The sequence below is a fragment of the Neomelitea salexigens DSM 19753 genome, from assembly GCF_000422345.1.
Taxonomy (GTDB): Bacteria; Pseudomonadota; Gammaproteobacteria; order Pseudomonadales; family Spongiibacteraceae; genus Spongiibacter; species Spongiibacter marinus_A.
The window spans coordinates 303909-324731 of record NZ_AULP01000002.1 but is presented as its reverse complement, the minus strand read 5'-3'; the positions used below and the strand labels follow the sequence as shown (position 1 = coordinate 324731).

General features: G+C 55.8%; 22 protein-coding genes. 7 read left to right on the top strand and 15 right to left on the bottom strand.

Annotation, left to right across the window (positions count from 1 at the left end; translation table 11 throughout):
- Positions 1–568 precede the first annotated feature (568 nt).
- Entirely contained in the window at positions 569–3628 is a 3060-nt protein-coding gene (locus H573_RS0104860) for a parallel beta-helix domain-containing protein (RefSeq protein WP_027873278.1), read from the top strand.
- A gap of 42 nt (positions 3629–3670) precedes the next feature.
- On the opposite strand, the gene H573_RS0104855 is transcribed toward H573_RS0104860, so the two are convergent.
- The gene (locus tag H573_RS0104855; protein WP_051171023.1) at positions 3671–4840 is read right to left on the bottom strand and encodes an alkane 1-monooxygenase; all 1170 of its coding nucleotides are present in this window, start codon (positions 4838–4840) and stop codon (positions 3671–3673) included.
- 102 nt (positions 4841–4942) lie between these two features.
- On the opposite strand from H573_RS0104855, the gene H573_RS0104850 reads away from it, so the two are divergent.
- Positions 4943–5977 carry an AraC family transcriptional regulator gene (locus H573_RS0104850; protein WP_027873276.1) on the top strand — a complete coding sequence of 345 codons (1035 nt, stop codon included), beginning with the start codon at positions 4943–4945 and terminating at the stop codon, positions 5975–5977.
- On the opposite strand, the gene H573_RS0104845 is transcribed toward H573_RS0104850, so the two are convergent.
- The 10 genes from H573_RS0104845 to H573_RS0104800 form a co-directional block, all read right to left on the bottom strand.
- Positions 5978–6316 (bottom strand): HopJ type III effector protein, encoded by a 339-nt coding sequence (locus H573_RS0104845; protein ID WP_027873275.1) that lies wholly within the window; start codon positions 6314–6316, stop codon positions 5978–5980.
- A 91-nt stretch (positions 6317–6407) separates the two neighbouring features.
- Positions 6408–8057 carry a TIGR03545 family protein gene (locus H573_RS0104840; protein WP_027873274.1) on the bottom strand — a complete coding sequence of 550 codons (1650 nt, stop codon included), beginning with the start codon at positions 8055–8057 and terminating at the stop codon, positions 6408–6410.
- Between the two features lie 161 nt (positions 8058–8218).
- Complete coding sequence (gene rdgB, locus H573_RS0104835) at positions 8219–8818, bottom strand: RdgB/HAM1 family non-canonical purine NTP pyrophosphatase (RefSeq protein ID WP_027873273.1); 600 nt, start codon at positions 8816–8818, stop codon at positions 8219–8221.
- A gap of 3 nt (positions 8819–8821) precedes the next feature.
- Positions 8822–9289 (bottom strand): DUF4426 domain-containing protein, encoded by a 468-nt coding sequence (locus H573_RS0104830; RefSeq protein ID WP_161624239.1) that lies wholly within the window; start codon positions 9287–9289, stop codon positions 8822–8824.
- Positions 9290–9316: 27 nt separating this feature from the next.
- Positions 9317–9907, bottom strand: coding sequence for a methionine biosynthesis protein MetW (gene metW, locus H573_RS0104825; protein ID WP_027873271.1), 591 nt, complete (start codon positions 9905–9907; stop codon positions 9317–9319).
- A complete protein-coding gene (metX, locus tag H573_RS0104820) occupies positions 9907–11058 on the bottom strand; it encodes a homoserine O-succinyltransferase MetX (RefSeq protein ID WP_027873270.1) in 1152 nt (383 codons plus the stop codon). The genes metW and metX overlap by 1 nt, the downstream gene beginning before the upstream one ends.
- A gap of 9 nt (positions 11059–11067) precedes the next feature.
- A complete protein-coding gene (locus tag H573_RS17070) occupies positions 11068–11370 on the bottom strand; it encodes a DUF167 domain-containing protein (RefSeq protein ID WP_036255749.1) in 303 nt (100 codons plus the stop codon).
- 7 nt (positions 11371–11377) lie between these two features.
- On the bottom strand, positions 11378–11965 hold the full coding sequence (locus H573_RS0104810) for a YggT family protein (RefSeq protein ID WP_027873269.1): 588 nt from the start codon (positions 11963–11965) through the stop codon (positions 11378–11380).
- An 8-nt stretch (positions 11966–11973) separates the two neighbouring features.
- Positions 11974–12801 (bottom strand): pyrroline-5-carboxylate reductase, encoded by an 828-nt coding sequence (proC, locus tag H573_RS0104805; protein WP_027873268.1) that lies wholly within the window; start codon positions 12799–12801, stop codon positions 11974–11976.
- A 195-nt stretch (positions 12802–12996) separates the two neighbouring features.
- A complete protein-coding gene (locus H573_RS0104800) occupies positions 12997–13758 on the bottom strand; it encodes a YggS family pyridoxal phosphate-dependent enzyme (protein WP_234701838.1) in 762 nt (253 codons plus the stop codon).
- A gap of 100 nt (positions 13759–13858) precedes the next feature.
- Between H573_RS0104800 and H573_RS0104795 the strand changes: the two genes are divergently transcribed.
- A complete protein-coding gene (locus tag H573_RS0104795; RefSeq protein ID WP_027873266.1) occupies positions 13859–14893 on the top strand; it encodes a type IV pilus twitching motility protein PilT in 1035 nt (344 codons plus the stop codon).
- Positions 14894–14952: 59 nt separating this feature from the next.
- Positions 14953–16077 carry a PilT/PilU family type 4a pilus ATPase gene (locus H573_RS0104790; RefSeq protein ID WP_422730522.1) on the top strand — a complete coding sequence of 375 codons (1125 nt, stop codon included), beginning with the start codon at positions 14953–14955 and terminating at the stop codon, positions 16075–16077.
- Positions 16078–16097: 20 nt separating this feature from the next.
- Here H573_RS0104790 and ruvX read toward each other — a convergent pair whose 3' ends face one another.
- The 4 genes from ruvX to gshB all read right to left on the bottom strand — a co-directional run bounded on the left by ruvX (position 16098) and on the right by gshB (position 19062).
- Complete coding sequence (gene ruvX, locus H573_RS0104785) at positions 16098–16520, bottom strand: Holliday junction resolvase RuvX (RefSeq protein WP_027873264.1); 423 nt, start codon at positions 16518–16520, stop codon at positions 16098–16100.
- A gap of 53 nt (positions 16521–16573) precedes the next feature.
- The gene (locus H573_RS0104780) at positions 16574–17143 is read right to left on the bottom strand and encodes a YqgE/AlgH family protein (RefSeq protein ID WP_027873263.1); all 570 of its coding nucleotides are present in this window, start codon (positions 17141–17143) and stop codon (positions 16574–16576) included.
- A gap of 68 nt (positions 17144–17211) precedes the next feature.
- Entirely contained in the window at positions 17212–18096 is an 885-nt protein-coding gene (locus tag H573_RS0104775; protein WP_051171021.1) for an energy transducer TonB, read from the bottom strand.
- 3 nt (positions 18097–18099) lie between these two features.
- A complete protein-coding gene (gene gshB, locus H573_RS0104770; RefSeq protein WP_027873261.1) occupies positions 18100–19062 on the bottom strand; it encodes a glutathione synthase in 963 nt (320 codons plus the stop codon).
- A gap of 362 nt (positions 19063–19424) precedes the next feature.
- Here gshB and pilG point away from each other — a divergent pair, with 362 nt between their 5' ends.
- The 3 genes from pilG to H573_RS0104755 all read left to right on the top strand — a co-directional run bounded on the left by pilG (position 19425) and on the right by H573_RS0104755 (position 20822).
- Entirely contained in the window at positions 19425–19808 is a 384-nt protein-coding gene (pilG, locus tag H573_RS0104765) for a twitching motility response regulator PilG (RefSeq protein WP_027873260.1), read from the top strand.
- Between the two features lie 94 nt (positions 19809–19902).
- On the top strand, positions 19903–20265 hold the full coding sequence (locus H573_RS0104760; protein ID WP_027873259.1) for a response regulator: 363 nt from the start codon (positions 19903–19905) through the stop codon (positions 20263–20265).
- A 14-nt stretch (positions 20266–20279) separates the two neighbouring features.
- Positions 20280–20822: a chemotaxis protein CheW gene (locus H573_RS0104755; RefSeq protein ID WP_027873258.1), complete on the top strand. Its 543-nt coding sequence runs from the start codon at positions 20280–20282 to the stop codon at positions 20820–20822.
- The last annotated feature ends 1 nt before the right edge of the window (position 20823 follow it).

Below are 20823 nucleotides of genomic sequence, written 5' to 3'. Positions count from 1 at the left end.
GCTGTGCGAGAGGCATGTAACAATCCTATTCTCTGGACTGTGGTAACTGCGTATACCAATTATTTCCTGCTCGTCTAACGTATAACAAACGCCAAAAATCGGCGAATCCGAGCGAGAACAAGGTATACCGTTATGACACCCGGACTATTTTTACTTGCGTTCGCAGTTGCGCTTGTCGCTTGGCACTCCTTGATGCCTGTGCGCAGTGTTAAAGCGGCGAGTGCGCCAGAAAACGGCGATGCAAAGGATATTGATACGCGTCAGTAAGCTGGAGCAGGGATGTGCCGTCGCAGTTTTGGGACGGGTGACATCACATGACGGGATACTGCCGAAATGGGCGGCGGTGATCGAATACGATGACACCAAATTTATGGGGCCTTTTTAGGCCCCTTTTTTTATCCTCATTTTTCTTTTTGTAGTCTTCTACGGCATCAATTTATTAATTTTATGTATTAGTGAGCATCTGATAGCCTTTCGGACAAATTGCTGCTGAGGTGTGCAGATGTAGCTGCTATGGCACACCTAATGCATGAGTGAAAATAACTATATTGGCCATAGGTAGTGAGTGATGATGCGGTATCTCGCGGTAATACTTTTATTATTAACAGCGCTGACAGCGTGTGGGGGCTCCGGTTCGAGTTCGTCGGGTAGCTCGGGCGATGTTCCGGGCGACAATGGCGGCGGTGACCAGGAGCCCGTTGTTGGCCGGACATTTGTCATTGAACCGGGAGAGTCCGCAACCAATGATATGGTGACGGCGATGATCGCCGCTCGCCCCGGTGACACTATCGAATTTAGCGAAGGTTACTTTGAGCTGCGCTCAGGACTGCAGATTTCCTCCACGGAAAATATTCACATTAAAGGCCAGGGGATGAATGAAACGGTCCTGTCCTTCAAGGAGAGTAGTTCGCAAGAGGGCTTTTTGGCCAATACGGTCCGCGGTGTGGTTGTCGAGGACCTCACCGTTTTGGACTCGCCGGGCGACGCCTTTAAGCTCCAGGGTGTTGATCACGGCACCCTGCGTCGGGTGAGAGCCTTCTGGTCGAGTGGCCGCAATACCGCCGACGAAGACCCGGTGACGGCAGAAAATTACCGAGAAAAGCTCCAGGTTGCCTGTACCGATCCGGCGCGGCATAACCCCAATAACCCAAACCCCACTGAAACCGATACCACATCGCCAGATTACACCGTTAGTATTCTGTCGGGACGCTACGGCATATACCCGGTCAATTCGCAGAATATCCTGGTTGAGAATGCGGAGTCGGTCGGTGCTTCAGATGCCGGGATTTACGTCGGCCAGACCGATAATGCGATCATTCGCAACAGTCGCGCGGCATTTAATGTCTTCGGCTTTGAAATCGAGAACGTGCGCGGCGGCGAATACATGGGCAATATTGCCGAGTGTAATACCGGCGGTTTCCTGATCTACGACCTGGACGGCCTAACTCGCTACGGCAGCCGTACGCGCATGTATCAAAATATTGCCCGCAACAATAACACTTACAACTTTGCTGAGCCGGGCAGTTTGGTCGCAAACGTTCCCCGGGGGGTCGGCATGATCACCCTCGGCTACGATAAAATCGACGTGTTCGATAACGTTTTCGAAGATCACGGCACAGCGGGTATCGTACACACCAGCTACGAGTTGATGGGTGCGCCAGGTGATCGGCGCCTGGATATGTACACAGAGGGTGTGCATATTTTCAACAATATCTTTAAAAACAACGGTAATGATGTTCCCCAGCCGGATTTCGCGACAATCTTAGCGACAGAGGGCGAGCAGGTAACATCGGCGTTTCCATTGCTGGTCGGCTTGAAGGTGGCGGCCGCTACGGGCCAATACCGCGGCGCGCATATTGTTTGGGATGGCTATGCAGACAGCTACGACGAAAACTGCCCCTATCCTACAGATGATCAGGGCCAGCCTATCCCCCGGGATGAAGAGGGCAAGCCCATCTCCGGCAACCACTACCCCAACCCGGATTGCCGCTACAACGCTTACAAGTTTGATACCGCGACCGCCGAGCGCAAAAAGCCCCAGTGGTGGTTCTCTTGTATCGATGATGACAATAATTTCGATGGTGATAGCTTAGCCTACGCTAACTTCCACGGTACCGAGGGCCTGGAGTTACTGCTTAATGCGCCGCCAGAGTCAGCGGATGACCTTATCGAGGTGGTTCAAGGGCTGCAGGGTTTTGCAGCAGACACCGATATTACCCCCCATAAATGTGAAGATCAGTATGGCAGTAACTTGCCGTTATTGCCGCCTATCGTCATTCCTGAGTTTGAGCCGTCAGTCGCCGTTGACCCCGCGCCTACTCAGGCTGAGATCGACGCGCTGTGCGAGGCGTCCACCCCCGCAGGTGAGATCAATGCAACGGCCTACCGCGTCAACTGTCCGCAATTGGATCAGTATCAGCTATTCGCTGATGCCGAGGATCCGCGGAGCATGCCCAATGGCCGCGGTGTGCCATTTGTCTTAAACAGCAAGCTGTTTTCTGACTACTCCACCAAGTATCGCGCGGTGTTTATCCCGGAGGGAGAGCAGGCCATTTACCGCGATGGTGCCGATGGCAGCAATGCAACGATCCTATTCCCGGTGGGAACAATCATTGCGAAAAGCTTTGCTTTCGCCGATGAAACCGCCAACACCGAAGAGGTGGTGGAGACCCGTTTGCTGATCAAGCGTAAAACCAGCAGCGATCAGGTTTACTGGGACGGCTTGGAATACATCTGGGAGCAGGAAAATGGTAAGCGGGTTGCCCGCCTCGCACAGGGCGGAGGGGTTGCCAGCGTGTCGTGGAATTACCACGATGTAAACAGCGGTGAACTGTACAGCGGCGCCACCGACGAATACCTACTGCCCAATGCGAATCAGTGTCTGAGCTGCCATTCGAATGACGATGCGGAAACCGGTGCGGCACCGATTGGGCCCAAAGTGCGCAATTTGAATCGCCCGTTTGCCAGTGAATCGCCGATTAGTGCTGGCATTGAGCAACACCCGGTGAATGGCGAAAACCAGATCTTGTATTGGTGCCGCAACGGCCTGATGAAGAACTGCCCAGAGGGCTTGCAGCTCGATCCAGTCAGCAGCTACATCACCAATATTGAAAGAAACCCGATCTTTAACGTTCCTGGCGACTCCGGTGCCGATGCGGATAGCGATGCTGATATCGAGGCGCGGGTGCGAAGCTATCTGGAGGTTAACTGCGCCCACTGCCACAACCGTCGGGGCCTGGCTCAAAATACCGGCTTCTATCTGGATGTCTTCCGTGAGGTGAATGACACCTATGGGATTTGTAAGGGGCCGACTGCCAGCGGTACCGAGGGGCGCGGTGGTCGAGAGTATGACATCGTACCGGGAAGTGCAGCGGAGTCTATTCTGCCTTATCGACTCGGGCCAGAGGCCACTACCCTGGCTGCGAAGATGCCGCCCATCGCCAGAAGCACGGTCCACAGTGGCGCCTTTGCACTGGTGAGCCAGTGGATCAATGACGTCGTTGATAGTAGTTACGACAATGCTGATGCCTGTAACGGCAGTTCAGATGAGGCGGATGACTCGCCGACATTGCCGCTGTGTGCACCGGATCAAGTACCGGGCATTGGTGGGGAGTGCCTACCGCTGTAGTGATGGGCAAGGGGGCAAGAAGCCCCCTTTTTTATGAGGCGGTTACGCGGCGAGCGCTAATTTCTTTGCGTATTTTTCGCGTTTGCCAGGCAGCACATTGATCTTTTCCAAGTCTCCGCAGGCCCATTCAATAACGCGTTTATCCATCACTTTGAACCACAGTGGTGGAATATAGGCGAGCAAGAACATTTCGTAATAGCCCCATGGCAGCTGAGGCACATCGTCGAAGTGGCGAAGGCATTGGTAGGAGCGGCTGGGGTGTGCGTGGTGGTCAGAGTGGCGTTGCAGCTGGAAGGTAAACAGGTTTGATACCAGAGCATTTTGATTCCAGGAATGCTGCGGGCGAGGGGGTTCATAGCGGCCACTGCTGTCTTTGCTGCGCAGCAAACCATAGTGCTCAATGTAGTTGGCCAATGATAGGTTCATATGCCCAAGCCACGCGCTGAACAGAGCAAAGCCGAGAATCACAGGGCCAAACAGTAGGCCTACCGCCGTGAAGAAGGTGAGGCCGATGATCACACCGGGTAGGATTTCATTTTCCAGTGACAAAACGGACTTGCCTTTTTTAGCCAGGCGCTCCGCTTCGAGCTTCCAGCCTCGATACCAGGTTAAGGGCTGCTCCCTGAGAATAAATTGGTAGAAGGTTTCGCCCATCTTTGATGAGGCCGGATCATCAGGTGTCGCGACATAACGGTGGTGGCCGCGATTGTGTTCAACATTGAAGTGCGGCAGTGCAGCGATACCCAAGGCTAGGCTGGCCGCCCAGCGATCGCTGCGATTACGCTTATGGCCTAGCTCGTGGCCAAGGTTGAGCAGACCGCCGCCAAAGCCCATGCAGGAAATGGACAGTGCTGCCAAGCCCCAGATCGACAGATCAGCCCACCACGCATAATAGATGCCGGCGCAGAGCGCAGCGATAGAGCCACCGAGTGCGCAGAATAATGCGGCTTTGAAATACCCGTCGGCCTCCAGTGCCGGAACGTCCTCTTCTGCATGGTTATTCGGATCTTGGCCGAGTAAGCGGTCGAGTAGGGGGACGCCGATGTAAAACAGCGGATAGCCGATCATCAGCCACGCGACGTTGCCGGTGAGCTCAGCGGGGATAATGCCAATTAGTAATACCCAGGGCATCACGGCCGCGTTGACAAGCCAAAGCCAGCGCAGGCGTTGTGTGAGGTCGGTAATCGACACGAAAGATGTGGTGTTTGCCATGAGATAGGTCTCCGCCTTGTTATTATCTTCGCCAAGCTTAGTCCGCCTTGTTAGGGCTGCCCATGTTGCGACTGACCTCTATTATTGTTAATTTCGGCCATCATGAATAAAAATAACAATTATGGGGCGGCAAACTACCATGCGCTGCGCCCCGCGCTGGGGCTACTCGTGTTGTGCCAGGCGCTCGATGAGCTGGCACTGGATACCGATGCCGTATTGGCCGCCACTCAGCTGACTCGGGACTTTTTGGAAACGCCCGGTGCGTTGATACGTCGGGAGCAGGAAATCGCCTTTATCGAGCATGTGCTGGCCAGTAACCCCCGTGCCGACTTGGCGTTTCGAGTGGGCCTGCGCTACCACTACGGCGCCTTTGGTGTGTGGGGCTTGGCGCTGACCAGCAGCGAAAATTTAATACAGGCCTTCGAAGTGGCTCATGAGTTTATCGAGCTCACCCACAGTTTTGCGGGCCTGGAGTTGAAGCTTGATGGCGATATTGCCACGGTTGAGGTGCATGCTGATTACCCGGCCGGTCCGGTGAGAAACTTTGTTATTGAGCGTGATTTAGTGATCACCCTGATCATTGCCGCTGAAGCGGCAGGCCGACGATTGCCGGTCATTGATGTGGAGATCAGTTTGCCGAGGCCAGACTACGCTGCAGAATTGGAGCGAATGGCCGGCGTACAGATCCAGTGGGCGGCGGAGCATACTCGCGCCCACATACATCGCGAGGAATTACTAAAACCCCTGCCTCAGGCAAACCCGATTACCTGGTCTGCCTGTGTGCGCCAATGCCGGGACCTGATTGCTCAGCAGCATGGTGAGCGGCCCTTCGAGATTCAGTTGCGTCAATTGATTGCCGAGAGCCATTTTGCGGGGATCAAAGTGGTGTGCCGCCGTTTGGGTGTTTCCGAGCGCACACTGCGGCGCCAACTGCGCGATGAGGGTCACAGTTTTCGCCAACTTCAAGAAGATGTGCGTCGGGAGCTGGCCGAACAGTGCTTAGCCGATCCGGCACTCAGCCTGGAAGCCATTGCTGAGCGCCTTGGTTACAGTGAAACGGCAAATTTCTGCCACGCCTTTCGTCGCTGGACCGGGCGTAGCCCGGGCGCTTACCGACGAGGGCTGCAGCCTCGCTGACTACTTGGCGGTGAGCGCTTCGCCCTCAAAGGCAATGCCGCTCCAGCCGCTGCGCATAAAGTTGCGGATATTGGCGTGATCATCGCCATCGGGGTGCTGAAGTACATCGATGCGATAATAGTCGCCGAAAGCCTGTAATGTGGCCTGCTCGCTTAGCCCTTCACGCAGGGCAAAGGCGAAAATTTTGCAGGAACCATTATTGCTGTTGGCGGCATTGTGCGTGTCGCCGTTGCGAAAAGCCGTGGGCGTAAAGTCGAAGTTCGTGTCGATATAGTCGATAACATCAGTAAATTGGGCGCTGCCGGCCTCCAGGGCCGAGAGTAAAGTGTCTTTGTTCATGGGGGTTCCGAAATATGACCAAACGGGGGCGGGAAGTATAGCGGGCCTGCCTCGATGAGTCAGTGCAAGGCAGGCCCGGGTCGACGTAGGGCTACAGCATTTTGCGAGCCAGTTCCTGCATCAGTGCTTCCATTGCCGCTTCGCGGTCGCCGAGCAGGTCTTTGTAGCTGGCCAACAATTCGCGCTTTTCTTGCAGCTGATTGAGTTCGCTGCCGTATTTGTTTTGAATATCAGACTTTAGCGAGGCCTCCAGCTCTTTCAGTTGGCCCTTCAGCTCTTCGCCCAGAACGTCACCCAAAATGCTGTCAAGGTTGGACTTGAGCTTAACGATGGGGTCGTCGACGCTACCATTCACGCGCATGTCCATGACCAGCTTGCTGACACCCTCCAGCGCGCGAGCCAAGCGTTGCGCGGTTGGGTTTTCGCCGCCAGCACTGGCCACGAGAATTTTGGCTTGATTGACTAGGCCTTTTACCGAGCCGCTAAGATCGTCGCCATTGAGAGAGAAGTTCGCGGCGATATCGGCCAACCCTTGCTCGAGCTGGAGCGGCAGCTGCGGGCTTTGTGAGAGCGCGATGCCTGACAGCAGCAGCTGCTTGAGGGTCATGCTTACGTTGGCGCTCATGGCATCGTTTTGCTGCTTAAACAGACCGTCGATGAGCAATTGCGCCTGCTCCTCAACACCGCCTTGCAGTTTCATGGCAATGGGCTTTTCAAGCTTGTCGGTGATGTCTTCAATTTTTCCGTTGTACGCTAACTTTTGCTCGCCAACCATTTGGTAGCCGTCGATCAGCACTTCGCGAATCAGTATGCTGACGGGCAGTTCGCTGCTGCCGGCGGGTTCGCTGGGCGCAGAGGATTCCTTGGCAGCGAGCTCCCCCATCGTTTGCTTATAAAGCGTTAGGCCGCGCTGCACGAACTTTGTCGCATCGTCACCCAGCAGGAAACGCAACATGCCGTCGCTGCCTTGGTCTACGCCATACTTGCTCATAATGCGTTGCGACTGTGCAGCGGGCAGCCGGGCTGCGCGCGAACTTAAGGCTTTGGCGGTATCCACGTCGGCGGAAATTTCCTTATTCAGCCCTTTGAATTGTTTGAGCTCGTCTTTGATGTCATCGCGCAGTTGTTTGGCACCGGCAATGCGCTCAAAGGTATTCTTTTCTTTCAGTGCCTCCCAGCGCGCCTTAAATTCGTCGAGGCGCTCCTGTTGAGGAAGCGTCTTCGATTTCTCTTGCCACTTTTCCTCCAGGGTTTTGAAGCCGTTTTCGATCTCCTCCACCTCGGCCTGAATAATCGCCTGCTCTTCGGCCATAATGGCATTGGCGTTGGGCAGTTCGATGCTAGGTAATCCGCCTTCTTCTTTGGGCTTGGCGGGCGGCATACTGCCGTCGAGGGTGCCCGGCGTGCTGCGCTCGGTGGCCATCTGCAACCCGGACAATAAGACCTGATCGGCGATAAACTGACGCTTGATCAGCGCCTTGCTGTCGACGTCGGCCGACACCTTCTCGCTTTCCAGTAGGTTGCTCATCGGTTCATTGGGGTTGGCGACGGTCAATCCGTACAGGGCGACATGGGTCGGATAGAGCTGGATATCCACGTCGTCAACATTGACTTTGGCGCCGACGGCCTTGCTGCCTTCGCTCTCAATCGCCCACTTTGCGATAGGTTCCAGTGCAAAGGCCACTGTGGCGACGATAATAACGACCAATAGTAATAGGCCGCGCAGTATCCATTTCATCATGCGCTTACACTCCTTATTGCGGTGCGGGCAGGTGTTTGCCCAATAGTGGTGACAGCATAGCGATTCCCTTGTGACCTCGAAACCGCCATTTTGCTCAATTGTGACGCGGAGATAGCCGCCGATTCGCGGGCGTGGAGGTCAGCCTATGTGGCGGGGGCTGCTCAGCTGCCGCTGAATTCGCTGGGCAGGCGTTTCACCAGTTGAGAAACGGCGAGGCCGCGGTGACTGAGGCGGTTCTTTTGCTCCGGGGGCAACTCCGCCGCGCACTTGTTAAGCTCGGGGATAAAAAAATGGGGGTCGTAGCCAAAGCCATTGGTGCCTCGTGGTGCATCGATAACTTCACCCCGCCAGCGGCCCTCGCAAATGATCGGGGCGGGGTCTTCCGGGTGGCGAACAAATACCAGCGCGCAGTGGAAATGGGCTTTGCGTTGGCAGATGTCAGCCAGATCGCGCAGCAGCTTGGCATTGTTGTCGGCGTCTTTCGCGCCTGCACCGGCATAGCGGGCAGAATAGATTCCGGGTGCGCCGCCCAGGGCGTCGACGCACAGCCCGGAGTCATCTGCCAGTGCGGGCAGGCCGGTTTGCAGGGCGGCGTTGCGCGCTTTAATTAAGGCATTCTCGACAAAGCTCAGGCCGTTTTCCTCGGCCTCTTCAACCTGGAGGTCGCGCTGACTGATCAGTGAAAAACGCTCGCCCAAAAGCTGGCTGAATTCGGCGAGTTTGCCAGCGTTGCCGGTGGCGACGACTATTTTTAAGGTCATGCCTTAATTCTCTATATGCAGGGTTTTATTGAATTGAATATCGTAGGGCTGGGGGCGGGTGGCGGTGTTCACGCGCAGACGGAAATCGCGGGTTTCCTGTTTGCCATCAATGGATAATTCGGCGATGTAATAAATAGCATCCTGCTCGATGATTTCTCTAAAGTTCAGCGGTGTTCTGTGTATCAAGTCTGAGCTGTTGCCAGTGACGGTGGCCCGGATAGGCCCGCTGCTGCCATCGCTGGCGTGTCGCACCGAGACATTGACTAGGAATTTGTCCTTGCCGCGCGTAATGCCATAGCGACGGGCGACCTCGGGGGTGAGAAAGCCCGTGTTGAAAACATTGAAGTAAACCGTGTCAGCGCCGAAAGTTTGCGATGTGGGTGGCGACACCGGCGCGGCGTCTTGGGCGAGGCTGGGCCATGCACACAGGCCTACAATCATCAGCGTTACGAGTTGGCGGGCTGCGTTCATGGTCATTTCCTTGCCGTTTGCAGTGGTTTATTTACTAATATGATAGACCGCCGTCACCCCGAGCACATTGGGAAAGCGCTGGGCGAGGGCCCCTTGCGTGTTGTCTCCACTGACTACGCTGCTGTTGAGAATGCGGATGAATTTTTCGTCGCACAGGGCTTCGAAGTCGCGCACGGTGCAAAAATGAATATTGGGCGTGTCGTACCACGTGTAGGGTAAAAATTTACTCACCGGCATGCGCCCGCGTCCCGTGAGGTGCCATCGGCTGCGCCAGTGGCCAAAGTTCGGGAAAGTGACGATGCACTCGCGGCCGACTCGCAGCATTTCATCGATAACGAGGTGCGGATAGCGCAGCGTTTGCAGGGCCAGCGTCATCACCACGACATCGAAGCTGTCGTCGCGAAAATTCCCCAGGCCGGTGTTGAGGTCGTGTTCGATAACATCCACGCCCTTGCTCAGCGCTTCGGTAATATTATCGGGGTCGATTTCCAGGCCCAAGCCGGAAACTTGCTTCTCTGCAGCCAGGGTCTTTAGCAGTGTGCCGTCGCCGCAGCCCAAGTCCAGGACCCGGGCACCGGGCTTGATCCAAGGCTGGATCAGGGTGAGGTCAAAGCGCATCACAGGCCCTCCGCAACACGTTTCATGTAGGCGTTGAATACCGCCATATAGCGCGGGATGGGAATCAAAAAGGCATCGTGGCCGTGATTCGCCTCAATCTCTGCATAGCTAACGGATTTACCCGCCGCGACTAAGGCATCGACAATTTCTCGCGACCGGTCCGGGGCAAAGCGCCAATCCGAGGTAAATGACATCACCATAAATCGGCACTTGGCGTGGCTGAATGCCGCGACCGGGTCGTCGTCATACTCGCGGGCCAGGTCGTAGTAGTCCAGTGCCTTGGTCATCAACAAGTAGGTATTGGCGTCGAAGCTTTCAGCGAAGCGCGAACCCTGGTGGCGCAGGTAGCTTTCTACCTGGAACTCCACAGGCCCTTGCGAGCCGAGTTTCAGGTCTCCGGCCTTGAGATCGCGGCCGAATTTTTCCTTCATGCCGTCGTCGGACAAATAGGTGACGTGGCCGATCATTCTGGCCAGTGCCAGGCCCTGGCGGGGCAGCGTGTCGTGCTCTAGATAGCGGCCCTGGTGAAAGTTGGGATCGGAGCAAATGGCATTGCGAGCGATCTCATTGAAGGCGATATTCTGCGCCGACAGCTTCATTGCCGAGGCGATCACGACGCAGTGGCGCATGGCATCGGGGTACTCCAGTGCCCAGCGCATCGCCTGCATACCGCCGAGGCTGCCACCGATAATGGCGGCCCATTGCTCAATGCCAAAATGCGCCATCATCAGGCGTTGGCTCTCCACCCAGTCGCGACAGCGTAAAGGCGGGAAGTCCGGCCCCCAGGGCTTTCCGGTTTCCGGATTGATGGAGGTGGGGCCGGTAGAGCCGTGGCAGCCGCCGATATTGTTAATGCTTAGCACGAAGAACACATTGGTGTCGATCGGCTTTCCAGGCCCAATGCAGCTGTCCCACCAGCCGGGCTTGCGCTCATCAGGGTGGTGTCGCCCCGCGGCGTGATGATGGCCGCTGAGTGCGTGGCAGATCAGAATGGCATTACTGCGCGCGGCATTTAGCTCGCCGTAGGTTTCAAAGACAATATCGTGTTCGGGCAGGCTGCGACCACAGGAGAGCGCCAGTGGCTGATCAAAATGCAGGGTCTGTGGCGTGACGATGCCGACGCTGTCTTGTTGCTCTGGCTGGTGTGTCACCTTCCTGATTTACCCCTTGTTAACGGCGGTGATGTGCAAATTTCCCGGCAGCTTGCCGGGTGTTTGAATTCTAAGGGTTTTTTGTCGACTTTGCGCGCCTGACGACAGGCTGACCTGGGCTTTTTTTACCCCGAATTGAGCCGCGAGAAAGGCGCAAAGTGCCCGATTGGCTTTGCCGTCTACCGCCGCCGCCCGCAATCGCACCTTCAGGCGCTCGCCATGATGCCCGGCAAACTCTTCGCGGCTGGCGCCTGGCTGCACGTGGCAGCGCAAGATCAGCGTATCGTCCTGCCAGGAATAAAAGTCTGCCACAGGGCTGCTACAAGCCCATTACCAGTGCGGGGTGAAGGCCGACGGACGCCCCCATATGGCGGAGCAGCACTTCCAAAACATTAATACTCAGAAACACCAGTATCGGCGAAAGATCGAGTCCACCGAGTGGCGGTATCAACTTGCGAAATGGCGCCATGACCGGCTCGGTGATTTGGTGGAGCAATTGCGCGCCGGGGTTGTAGCTACCCTGAGCCACCCAGCTGAGGATAATGCTGCCGATGATGGCGAAGAAATACAGGTTTAGTACCATCGCGCACAGGCCAATGATCGACCAGAGCAGAATTTGCGCTGGATTCGGGAATACACTGAACAAAATTTTGCACAGTAGCGTGATGCCGATCGCTTGTATGACAAAAGCGAGCAGCAGTGATGCACTATCGATTCTGCCTAGCGGCGGCAGTAAACGGCGCAGTGGCAGCACTAGCGGGTTGCTAAGTTTCACAATGGCCTGAGAGATCGGGTTGTAAAAGTCGGCCCGAACCAGCTGCAAAATTAACCGCAGCATAAAGACCAGCAGGGTCAGGCTGATAAGCGTGTTAAGCAGCAAGTAGGAAATATCATTGAATGCTGACATGGCTGGTTTTATTCCCCTTCGAGCTCTCGGCCCAGTTCTTCGGCACGTAAGGCCGCACCGCTGAGTGCGGCGTCGACGAGTTGGCGAAAGCCGCCGTCTTCAAAAATAGTGATCGCGCGCTCAGTCGTGCCCTTTGGCGAGGTGACGCGTCGGCGTAGCTCTGCGACATCCACATCGCTCTCCAGTGCCATTCTGGCGGCGCCGAGGGCCGTTTGCTGGCTGAGTTTCGCTGCTAGCTCACTGTTTAGTCCTAGCTTTTCTCCTGTGGCTTGCATCGCTTCCATCAGCAGGAAGAAGTAGGCCGGGCCACTGCCGGAAACTGCGGTAACGGCGTCCAAATCCGCTTCGCTGTCTACCCAGAGCGCCAGGCCTGTGGCCTGCATAATTTTTTCTGCCAAATCACGCTGCTGCTCGGAGACGACATCATTGGCATAGAGCCCTGTTGCGCCGCAGCGAAGTAGCGCTGGGGTATTGGGCATGCAGCGCACTATTGCTAAATTGCCGCCAAGCCAACGGTTTAGGCTGTCGCTAGTGATGCCTGCGGCAATACTGATGATCATCGGGCGATGTTGCTGCACCAGTGCGCTGATTTCGCTGGCAACGGTTTTCATGAGTTGCGGTTTGACCGCCATAACGATCACATCACAGCCGGGAATGATCGCGTGGTTGTCCTGGCTGGTTTGAATATTGCCCAGCGCTGACAGTTTGGACAGGCTATCGGCGTTGGGGTCACCCGCGCGAATATTCTCTGCGTCGATGCCACTGGCGAGCAGTCCACCGATTATGCTGGCAGCCATATTGCCGCCGCCAATGAATCCGATTGTTGCTGTGCTCAACGAGAACCTCCGGTGCTATCTTGCCGCGCTGGCAAGGCGAATAGGCCAGCGAGTATATCAGGCCGCAAATGGCGGCTGAAGTTAGGGGCTGTTCACACTCACTAAATTATCGCTGCTGGCGCTTACTTTTAGCCCGGCTTAGGTCGTTTAGCCATTTCAACGCCAGGCCGGCAGCGTCATGAATGTGGGCAGCCCCTAGTTTTTTGTGGCCGACGTTCGTGGGCCAAAGATGGCGGTGCCGACGCGCAGCAGGGTAGAGCCCTCGAGAATGGCGGCGTCAATATCACCGGACATCCCCATCGACAGCGTGTCGAGGGTGAGTTCGGGTAGTGCTGATGCTATTTGATCGCGAAGTTGCCGAAGTTGCGCAAACGCTTGCCGCTGCTCGGCAAGATCGGTGCTGGCGGCGGGGATGGCCATGAGGCCGCGGAGTGTGAGCCCCGGCAGCGCGGCGACGCCTCGGGCGAGGTCCAGTGCGTTGCTGGGTAATACCCCCGACTTTGTGGCTTCCTCGCTAATGTTGACCTGCAAGCAAATGTTCAGTGGGGGCAGCGATGTTGGCCGCTGATCGCTGAGCCGGCGAGCGATCTTGAGTCGGTCGACACTGTGTACCCAGGAAAAGTGTTCGGCTATCTCGCGGGTTTTGTTGGATTGTATCGGGCCTATGAAGTGCCAGCAGATATTGAGGTGGCTTAGGGCTTGCTGTTTTTCCCTGGCCTCTTGGAGGTAGTTCTCGCCGATATTAGTCAGGCCATTGGCCACTGCGTCGGCAACCTCGTCGGTATTGCGGGTTTTGCTTACCGCTAGCAGGGTAATTTCTGCTGGATTGCGCCGCGCATCAGCGGCACATTGAGCAATGTGCGCTCGCAGGGATGCTATATTTGAAGACAGTACCTGGGAGTGTGTCATCGCTATTTTTTGCTCCACGTCGCGTTCTGGTTGATAGGGTGCTGCCATAATAAAAGCATTGTGTTGGCGCGCTGCGGTAACGCATTATCCTACTACGCATAACAATAGAGAGCAGGCAGCCTGCCCATTGCTGTAACTAAGGAGAATCATGGATATTACAGAGTTGCTGGCGTTTAGCGCCAAGCAAAATGCCTCGGATTTACACTTGTCTGCCGGCCTGCCGCCGATGATTCGTGTCGATGGCGATGTGCGGCGTATCAATGTGCCGCCCATGGAGCACCGCGAAGTTCACAGCTTGATTTACGAGATTATGAACGACCGCCAGCGGCGTGACTACGAAGAATTCCTCGAAACCGACTTCTCCTTTGAGGTGCCCGGTGTTGCCCGCTTCAGGGTAAATGCCTTTAATCACAACCGCGGTGCTGGTGCGGTGTTTCGGACAATTCCGTCGAAGGTGCTGACCCTTGAAGACTTGGGGATGGGGAAGGTCTTTCAGGATGTATCCATGTTGCCGCGCGGGCTGGTGTTGGTGACGGGCCCCACGGGCTCGGGTAAATCGACAACACTTGCGGCGATGATCGACTATATTAACGACAACAAGTTTGACCATATTCTCACCATCGAAGACCCCATAGAATTTGTACACGAGTCGAAGAAATGCCTGGTGAACCAGCGCGAGGTGCACCGCGACACCCACGGCTTTAACGAGGCACTGCGCTCGGCGCTGCGTGAAGACCCCGATATCATCCTGGTGGGGGAGCTGCGTGACTTAGAAACCATTCGTTTGGCACTGACGGCCGCTGAAACCGGACACTTGGTATTCGGGACTCTGCACACCACCTCTGCGGCAAAAACCATTGACCGGGTTGTCGACGTATTCCCTGGGGAAGAGAAGTCGATGGTGCGCTCCATGCTGTCGGAGTCGCTGCAGGCAGTTATCTCGCAAACACTGTTGAAGAAGCCTGAGGGCGGTCGTGTTGCTGCCCATGAAATTATGATTGGCACGCCCGCCATTCGTAATTTGATTCGTGAAGACAAGGTCGCACAAATGTATTCAGCCATACAGTCCGGGGCGAATGTCGGTATGCAGACGATGGATCAGTGCCTGAAAGAGCTGCTGTCCAAGCGGCAGGTCACGCGCGATGCGGCTAAGTTAAAAGCGCGCTTCCCCGAGAATTTTTAGAATGAGGCGGCGCGAGCGCCGAGGAGAGTAGGGTGGAAATCGAGAAGCTGCTGCGCATCATGCAGGAAAAAGGCGCTTCAGACTTATTTATCTCAGCAGGGGTGCCGCCTTCGGTGAAGCTCAATGGCCAGCTGATACCCATGAGCAGTAATGCGCTAAGCCCCGAGCAGGCTCGGGAAGTTGTGCTGGGTGTGATGAATGAGCAACAGCGCCGCGAGTTTGTTCGCGACAGAGAGTGTAACTTCGCCATCAGCTCGCGGGGCATTGGTCGCTTCCGCGTCAGTGCGTTTTATCAGCGTAATTTGGTGGGGATGGTATTGCGCCGAATTGAAACGCGCATTCCCACCACCGATGAGCTTGGGCTGCCGGACACGATCAAGGATCTGGCGATGACCAAGCGCGGGCTGATTATCTTCGTCGGTGCGACGGGAACGGGTAAATCAACGTCGCTGGCGTCGATGATCGGTCACCGCAACGAAAACTCGCGCGGCCACATTATCACCGTGGAAGACCCCATCGAATTTGTACATCAGCACCGTGGTTGTATCGTTACTCAGCGTGAGGTGGGCATTGATACGGAGTCCTTTGAAGTGGCGCTGAAAAATATGCTGCGCCAAGCGCCGGATGTCATCATGATCGGTGAGGTCCGCTCGCGGGAAACCATGGAGCACGCCATCACCTTTGCTGAAACTGGGCACTTGTGTCTCTGCACCCTGCACGCGAACAACGCCAACCAGGCACTCGACCGAATCTTGCATTTCTTTCCGCCAGAGCGTCACAGTCAGCTGTGGATGGATTTGTCATTGAACTTGCGGGCCATGGTGGCGCAGCAGCTGTTGCCGACGCGCGATGGTCAAAGCCGCCGCGCTTGTGTGGAGATACTGCTCAATACGCCCTTGGCCGCCGATATGATTCGCAAGGGCGAAGTGGCTGCGCTGAAAGACCTGATGCGCCAGTCCACCGAGCAGGGGATGCAAACCTTTGACCAGGCCTTGTACGACTTGTACGTAGCGGGCGAAATTACTTACCAAGATGCCATCGCTCACGCGGATTCGGCGAACGACCTGCGGTTGCTGATTAAGCTGGGTGCCGACAATAACGTTGACAAGATGCAAAGCGCGGCGGGTAACTTGACGATGCAAGAGGTGGAAAAGGACACCCCGGGCGGCATTGGCCGCCGCTAGGCTGTAGGGGTTTACAACTTTTACCCCCGCTGCCGCATCCAGCTTTCCAGGATGATCGCAGCACTGAGGCCATCGACGCCGCGGTCTTTGAAGCCTTGGTTGCCGGCCTGCTCAATTAGCTCCCCTTTGGCTTCGAAGCTGGATAGTCGTTCGTCAGCAAAGTCGACCGCAACGCCAAAGCGGCCGTGAATGCGGTTGCCGAACTTCCGCGCGCGCTGACACATTTCTGACTCGCTACCATCCATATTTAACGGCAGCCCGACGACCACGGTTTGCGGTTGCCATTCTTTCAGTAGCGCTTCTATTTCGTGCCATTGCGGAATGCCATCTTTGGCGCGCAGCGACTTCAGGGCTGACGCACTGCCGGTGAGGCTTTGCCCCACGGCGCAACCAATCCAGCGGAGCCCATAGTCGAAGGCGAGATAACGTTGTGCTGCACTCATAATGGTAAATTTCTATTGGTGAGGCGGTATTGTAGCGCAGCGAAGGGTAGCCTTCAGGCGTGGCCGCTATCTGAGCCGAGTTGGGCGAAATTAATGCCTAGTTTAGCCAGTGCAGCATCCACACGCTGATCGGCAGGAGTGTCGAAGATGACTTTGTCGTCAGCGGGTAGTGACAGCCAGGCATTGTCGGCGAGCTCTTCCTCTAATTGGCCGGGCGCCCAGCCAGCATAGCCAAGGGCAATGAGTGTGTCAGCGGGGCCGCTACCCCGCGCGATGGCGTCAAGGATGTCCAGTGAGGTGGTAAGCGCCAGTTTGGGGCTGATTTCAATGCTGGCATCCCAGCGCTGTTTGTCGCGGCGATGCAAAACAAAGCCGCGGTCAGTATGAACGGGGCCGCCGGCAAAAACGGGTTGCTTGCGGTGCTGCCCTGGTTCGTCAAAGTCGAGCTGGGCCAGAATTTCCTCGACATCCATATCCAGAGGTCTGTTGACGATTAAGCCCATGGCGCCATTCTCGTCGTGCTCGCAGAGATAGACCAGGCTATGGGCAAAAATGCCTTCGCCAAGGTTGGGTAGGGCGACAAGGAAGTGATCCTGCATTGACGAAAAGGTGGGCTCAGCCATAACAGCTCCGAGGCAAGCAGTTAGCGCAGTAGTTTTTAGTATGGGGTAATTTTTGCCAATCTCAAGCGCTAGTGGCTGTTCGCGCGCAGACTGTTGCGCTCGAAGCGCCAGGTGCGAACGATGCCGAGGCGATTTTTGCCATCGAGTACGTCTTTGGGAATGGCCTCGTAGGGGGCCGCAAGTCGGACAATTCGGTTTGCCGCTTTGTCGAGCTCCGGGTGGCCGGAGCTACGCATAATTCTCACCTCATCGATACGGCCGTCTGGGAAAAGCATAAGCAGCATGCGCAGCTCACCGGTCAGGCCTTGTTTTCGGGCGCTTTCCGGGTAGTGCAAGTTTCCAATGTGCTCAACATGTGATTCCCAGCGATCCAGATACAGGGCGTCGGGTGAGCCGCGGGTGGCGACGGAGGTGATAAATTTCGGCCTGGGCATGCTGGCGTAGGCCTGGTTTAGGTGGTCAAGTTGGGCTTCGAGCGCCGCGATGTTCTCGCTCAGCTCGGTCATATCGTCATCGCCATTGAGAGGCTGCGGTTGGCGCTTATCGGCGTTTTGATCCGTTACGATACGCTGCGCGCTGTCGTTGCGACTGTGGAGGATGGCGCGATTTTCACTGGCCTGCTGGGCCTTCGTTTGTTTGAAAACGTGTTCGGGTGGCGCGCTATTGTCGTGGAAGGCGCTATCGATACGACTGCTGAGCTCTGCTTTGTCTTTCAGGCTGCCGCTGCCCAATTGGTCGTGCTGGGCAATGTAGTCGGCCTTTTCTGGCGCGTTTTGGCTTTGATATTGCGCGAGAGTGACCTCAAGGCTGGGTAGTTTTGGGTCACTGCTCAGTGCAGAAAAGCTGATGCCCAAAATAAGTGCTGCGTGCAGCGCTGCCGCGAAACAGAAAATAAAGCCGAGGCGCTCGGGAGAGTCCGAGCGCTCTTCGTGAATAGGAAAGGCGACTGCCATTGACTATTGCGCCCGCTTGGCTGCCAGTTTATTCGAAATTGCATCCATGAGTTGGCCGGCAATGTCGGTGCCAAACTGGGCATCGATTTCGCGGATGCAGGTAGGGCTGGTGACATTGATTTCCGTCAGCGAGTCGCCAATAACGTCCAGGCCAACAAACAGAAGGCCCTTCTCGCGTGCTACCGGGGCGACTTGGGCGGCTATCCAGCGGTCGCGCTCGCTGAGCGGCTGTGCCCGCCCGCTGCCACCTGCTGCCAGATTGCCGCGGCTCTCTCCGGCGGCGGGAATCCGCGCCAGGCAGTAATCGACCACCTCGCCGTCGACCAGCAAGATGCGCTTATCACCCTCTTTAATTTCGGGGAGGTAGCGCTGTGCCATGGTCATGGTGCGGCCGTGGTTTGTGAGGGTTTCAATGATTACTGAAACGTTGGCATCGTCAGGGCGCAGGCGAAAGATAGAGCTGCCGCCCATACCGTCGAGCGGCTTCATGACGACGTCGCCGTGTTCGCGGTGGAAGGCGCGCAAGCGAGCGGGGTCGCGGCTGACCAGCTGGGTGGGTGTGCATTGTGGGAATTGCAGTGCGAACAGTTTTTCGTTGCAATCGCGCAGCGATTGGGGGCGGTTCACCACCATTGCACCCTGGCGTTCGGCCAGTTCCAGTATATGAGTGGCGTAGAGAAACTCGTTATCGAACGGGGGATCCTTGCGCATCAAAATGACGTCAAGTTCTCCAAGGTCGATGTCTTGGGCATCGTCGAGCTGATAAAAGTTGTCGGGGTTTTTGAATGGGGTGATCTTGCGCACTTGCGCACGCGCAGCCCCTGCGGTGATATAAAGATCGCTCAGCGTCATGTAATCGATATGCCAGCCGCGCTCGTCGGCGGCCCACAACATGGCGAGAGTGGAGTCTTTTTTGTAGTTGACCTGTTCGATCGGGTCCATGACCACGCCTAAGCGAATCGTCATTTAATCACCTGTGGCAAATATGTGAGACAGCTCCCAAACCCTTAATGAATATGGGGACGCGACCCGAAGGCCTTGCGATGATGGCGAGGTATTTGGATAGGGGCCTTCATGAGGGAGGCGCTATCTACGGGTAAACGCGCTATGCTCTTTTGTAGAGCATGCTCTCATCGCTCAACTAAAATACCGTATTCCCCGTGCTTACGGCAATTGGTGTTGCGGTAAAGCCGCCTGCCGGTGGGCGCTTTGACATAATAAGATGATGGCGGGTGCGAGCATTCCGTGGTAAAAATTTCGCTCTGAAAATAGGTTGCGACGCACCGTCGCGACGCTATCGGATTGGCACAGAATAAGGTTGTGAGTTTATGGAAGCCAATTTTTCTGACCTGAAGGTCATGATCATCGATGACAGTAAAACCATTCGCAGAACGACGGAGACTTTGCTCGCCAAGGCGGGCTGTACCGTGGTGACGGCAATAGATGGCTTTGATGCACTGGCAAAAATTGCCGATACCAAGCCCGATATTATTTTTGTCGATATCATGATGCCCCGGCTCGATGGTTACCAAACCTGTGCCTTGATCAAAAACAACAGCGAGTTTAAGTCGACGCCGGTGATCATGCTCTCAAGTAAGGACGGCTTGTTCGACAAAGCGAAAGGCCGTATCGTTGGGTCGGATCAGTATCTGACCAAGCCCTTCAGTAAGAATGAATTACTCGATGCCATTCAGGCACACGTATCAAACTGATAATAAATATAAACCACATAAAAGGGCCGCACAGAAAGGCCTGCTATATGCTCCTGAATCTAAAGAACAGGGGTGCTACTGCGAGAGGGATGTAATGCCACGTGTATTGATCGTTGATGATTCGCCCACAGAAATTGTGAAGATTCGCCAAATTCTCAGTAAAAACGGCTACGACGTGATTACTGCAGAGAGTGGTGAACGGGGCATTGAGCTGGTGCGAGCGGAAAGCCCCGACGTTGTACTGATGGATATCGTGATGCCGGGCCTCAATGGCTTTCAGGCAACACGTCAGCTCAGCCGGGACCCTGATACCAGCAGCGTACCGGTGATTATTGTTACCACGAAAGATCAAGAAACGGATCGCCTCTGGGGGCAGCGTCAGGGGGCGAAGGGCTACCTGACTAAGCCGGTAGACGGCAAGCTGTTGATCAAAACGATTGAGTCAGTTCTGAATTAAGGTAGCCCGTCACCATGACCGAAGCGCAGAGCGCCTTTCGTTATCTAAGTGAGCTGGCCCGTCGCAGTCGCCGTGCCGACGGCGACGTTGTCGAACAAACCGACAGCCAAGAATCCCTGTGGAGCGGTATCGGCTTCGCTATTGGTTCGCAGTATTGTGTGGTGCCTATGGGCGAAATTGTTGAAGTCCTCAGCGAGCCTCCGGCAACCCGGCTTCCGGGCGTGAAAAGCTGGATCAAAGGCGTCGCCAATGTGCGGGGGCGTCTGTTGCCGCTGGTGGATCTCGCACAATTCCTTGATGACACAACCGCAACGGCCAGTGGTCAGCGCCGCGTTTTGGTGCTTGAGCGCGGCGAGATCTATACCGGCCTGGTTGTGGATGACGTTTTCGGTATGCAGCATTTTCACGCGGATGCATTCAGTGAAGAGCTCGGCAGTATTTTGCCGCCAATGCAGCGCTTCAGCGACGGCGTTTATCGGCAGGGCAGTCGAGAATGGGCGCTATTCAGACCACTAAAACTGATGGAAGTCAGAGACTTCTACGAGGTCGCCATATAGG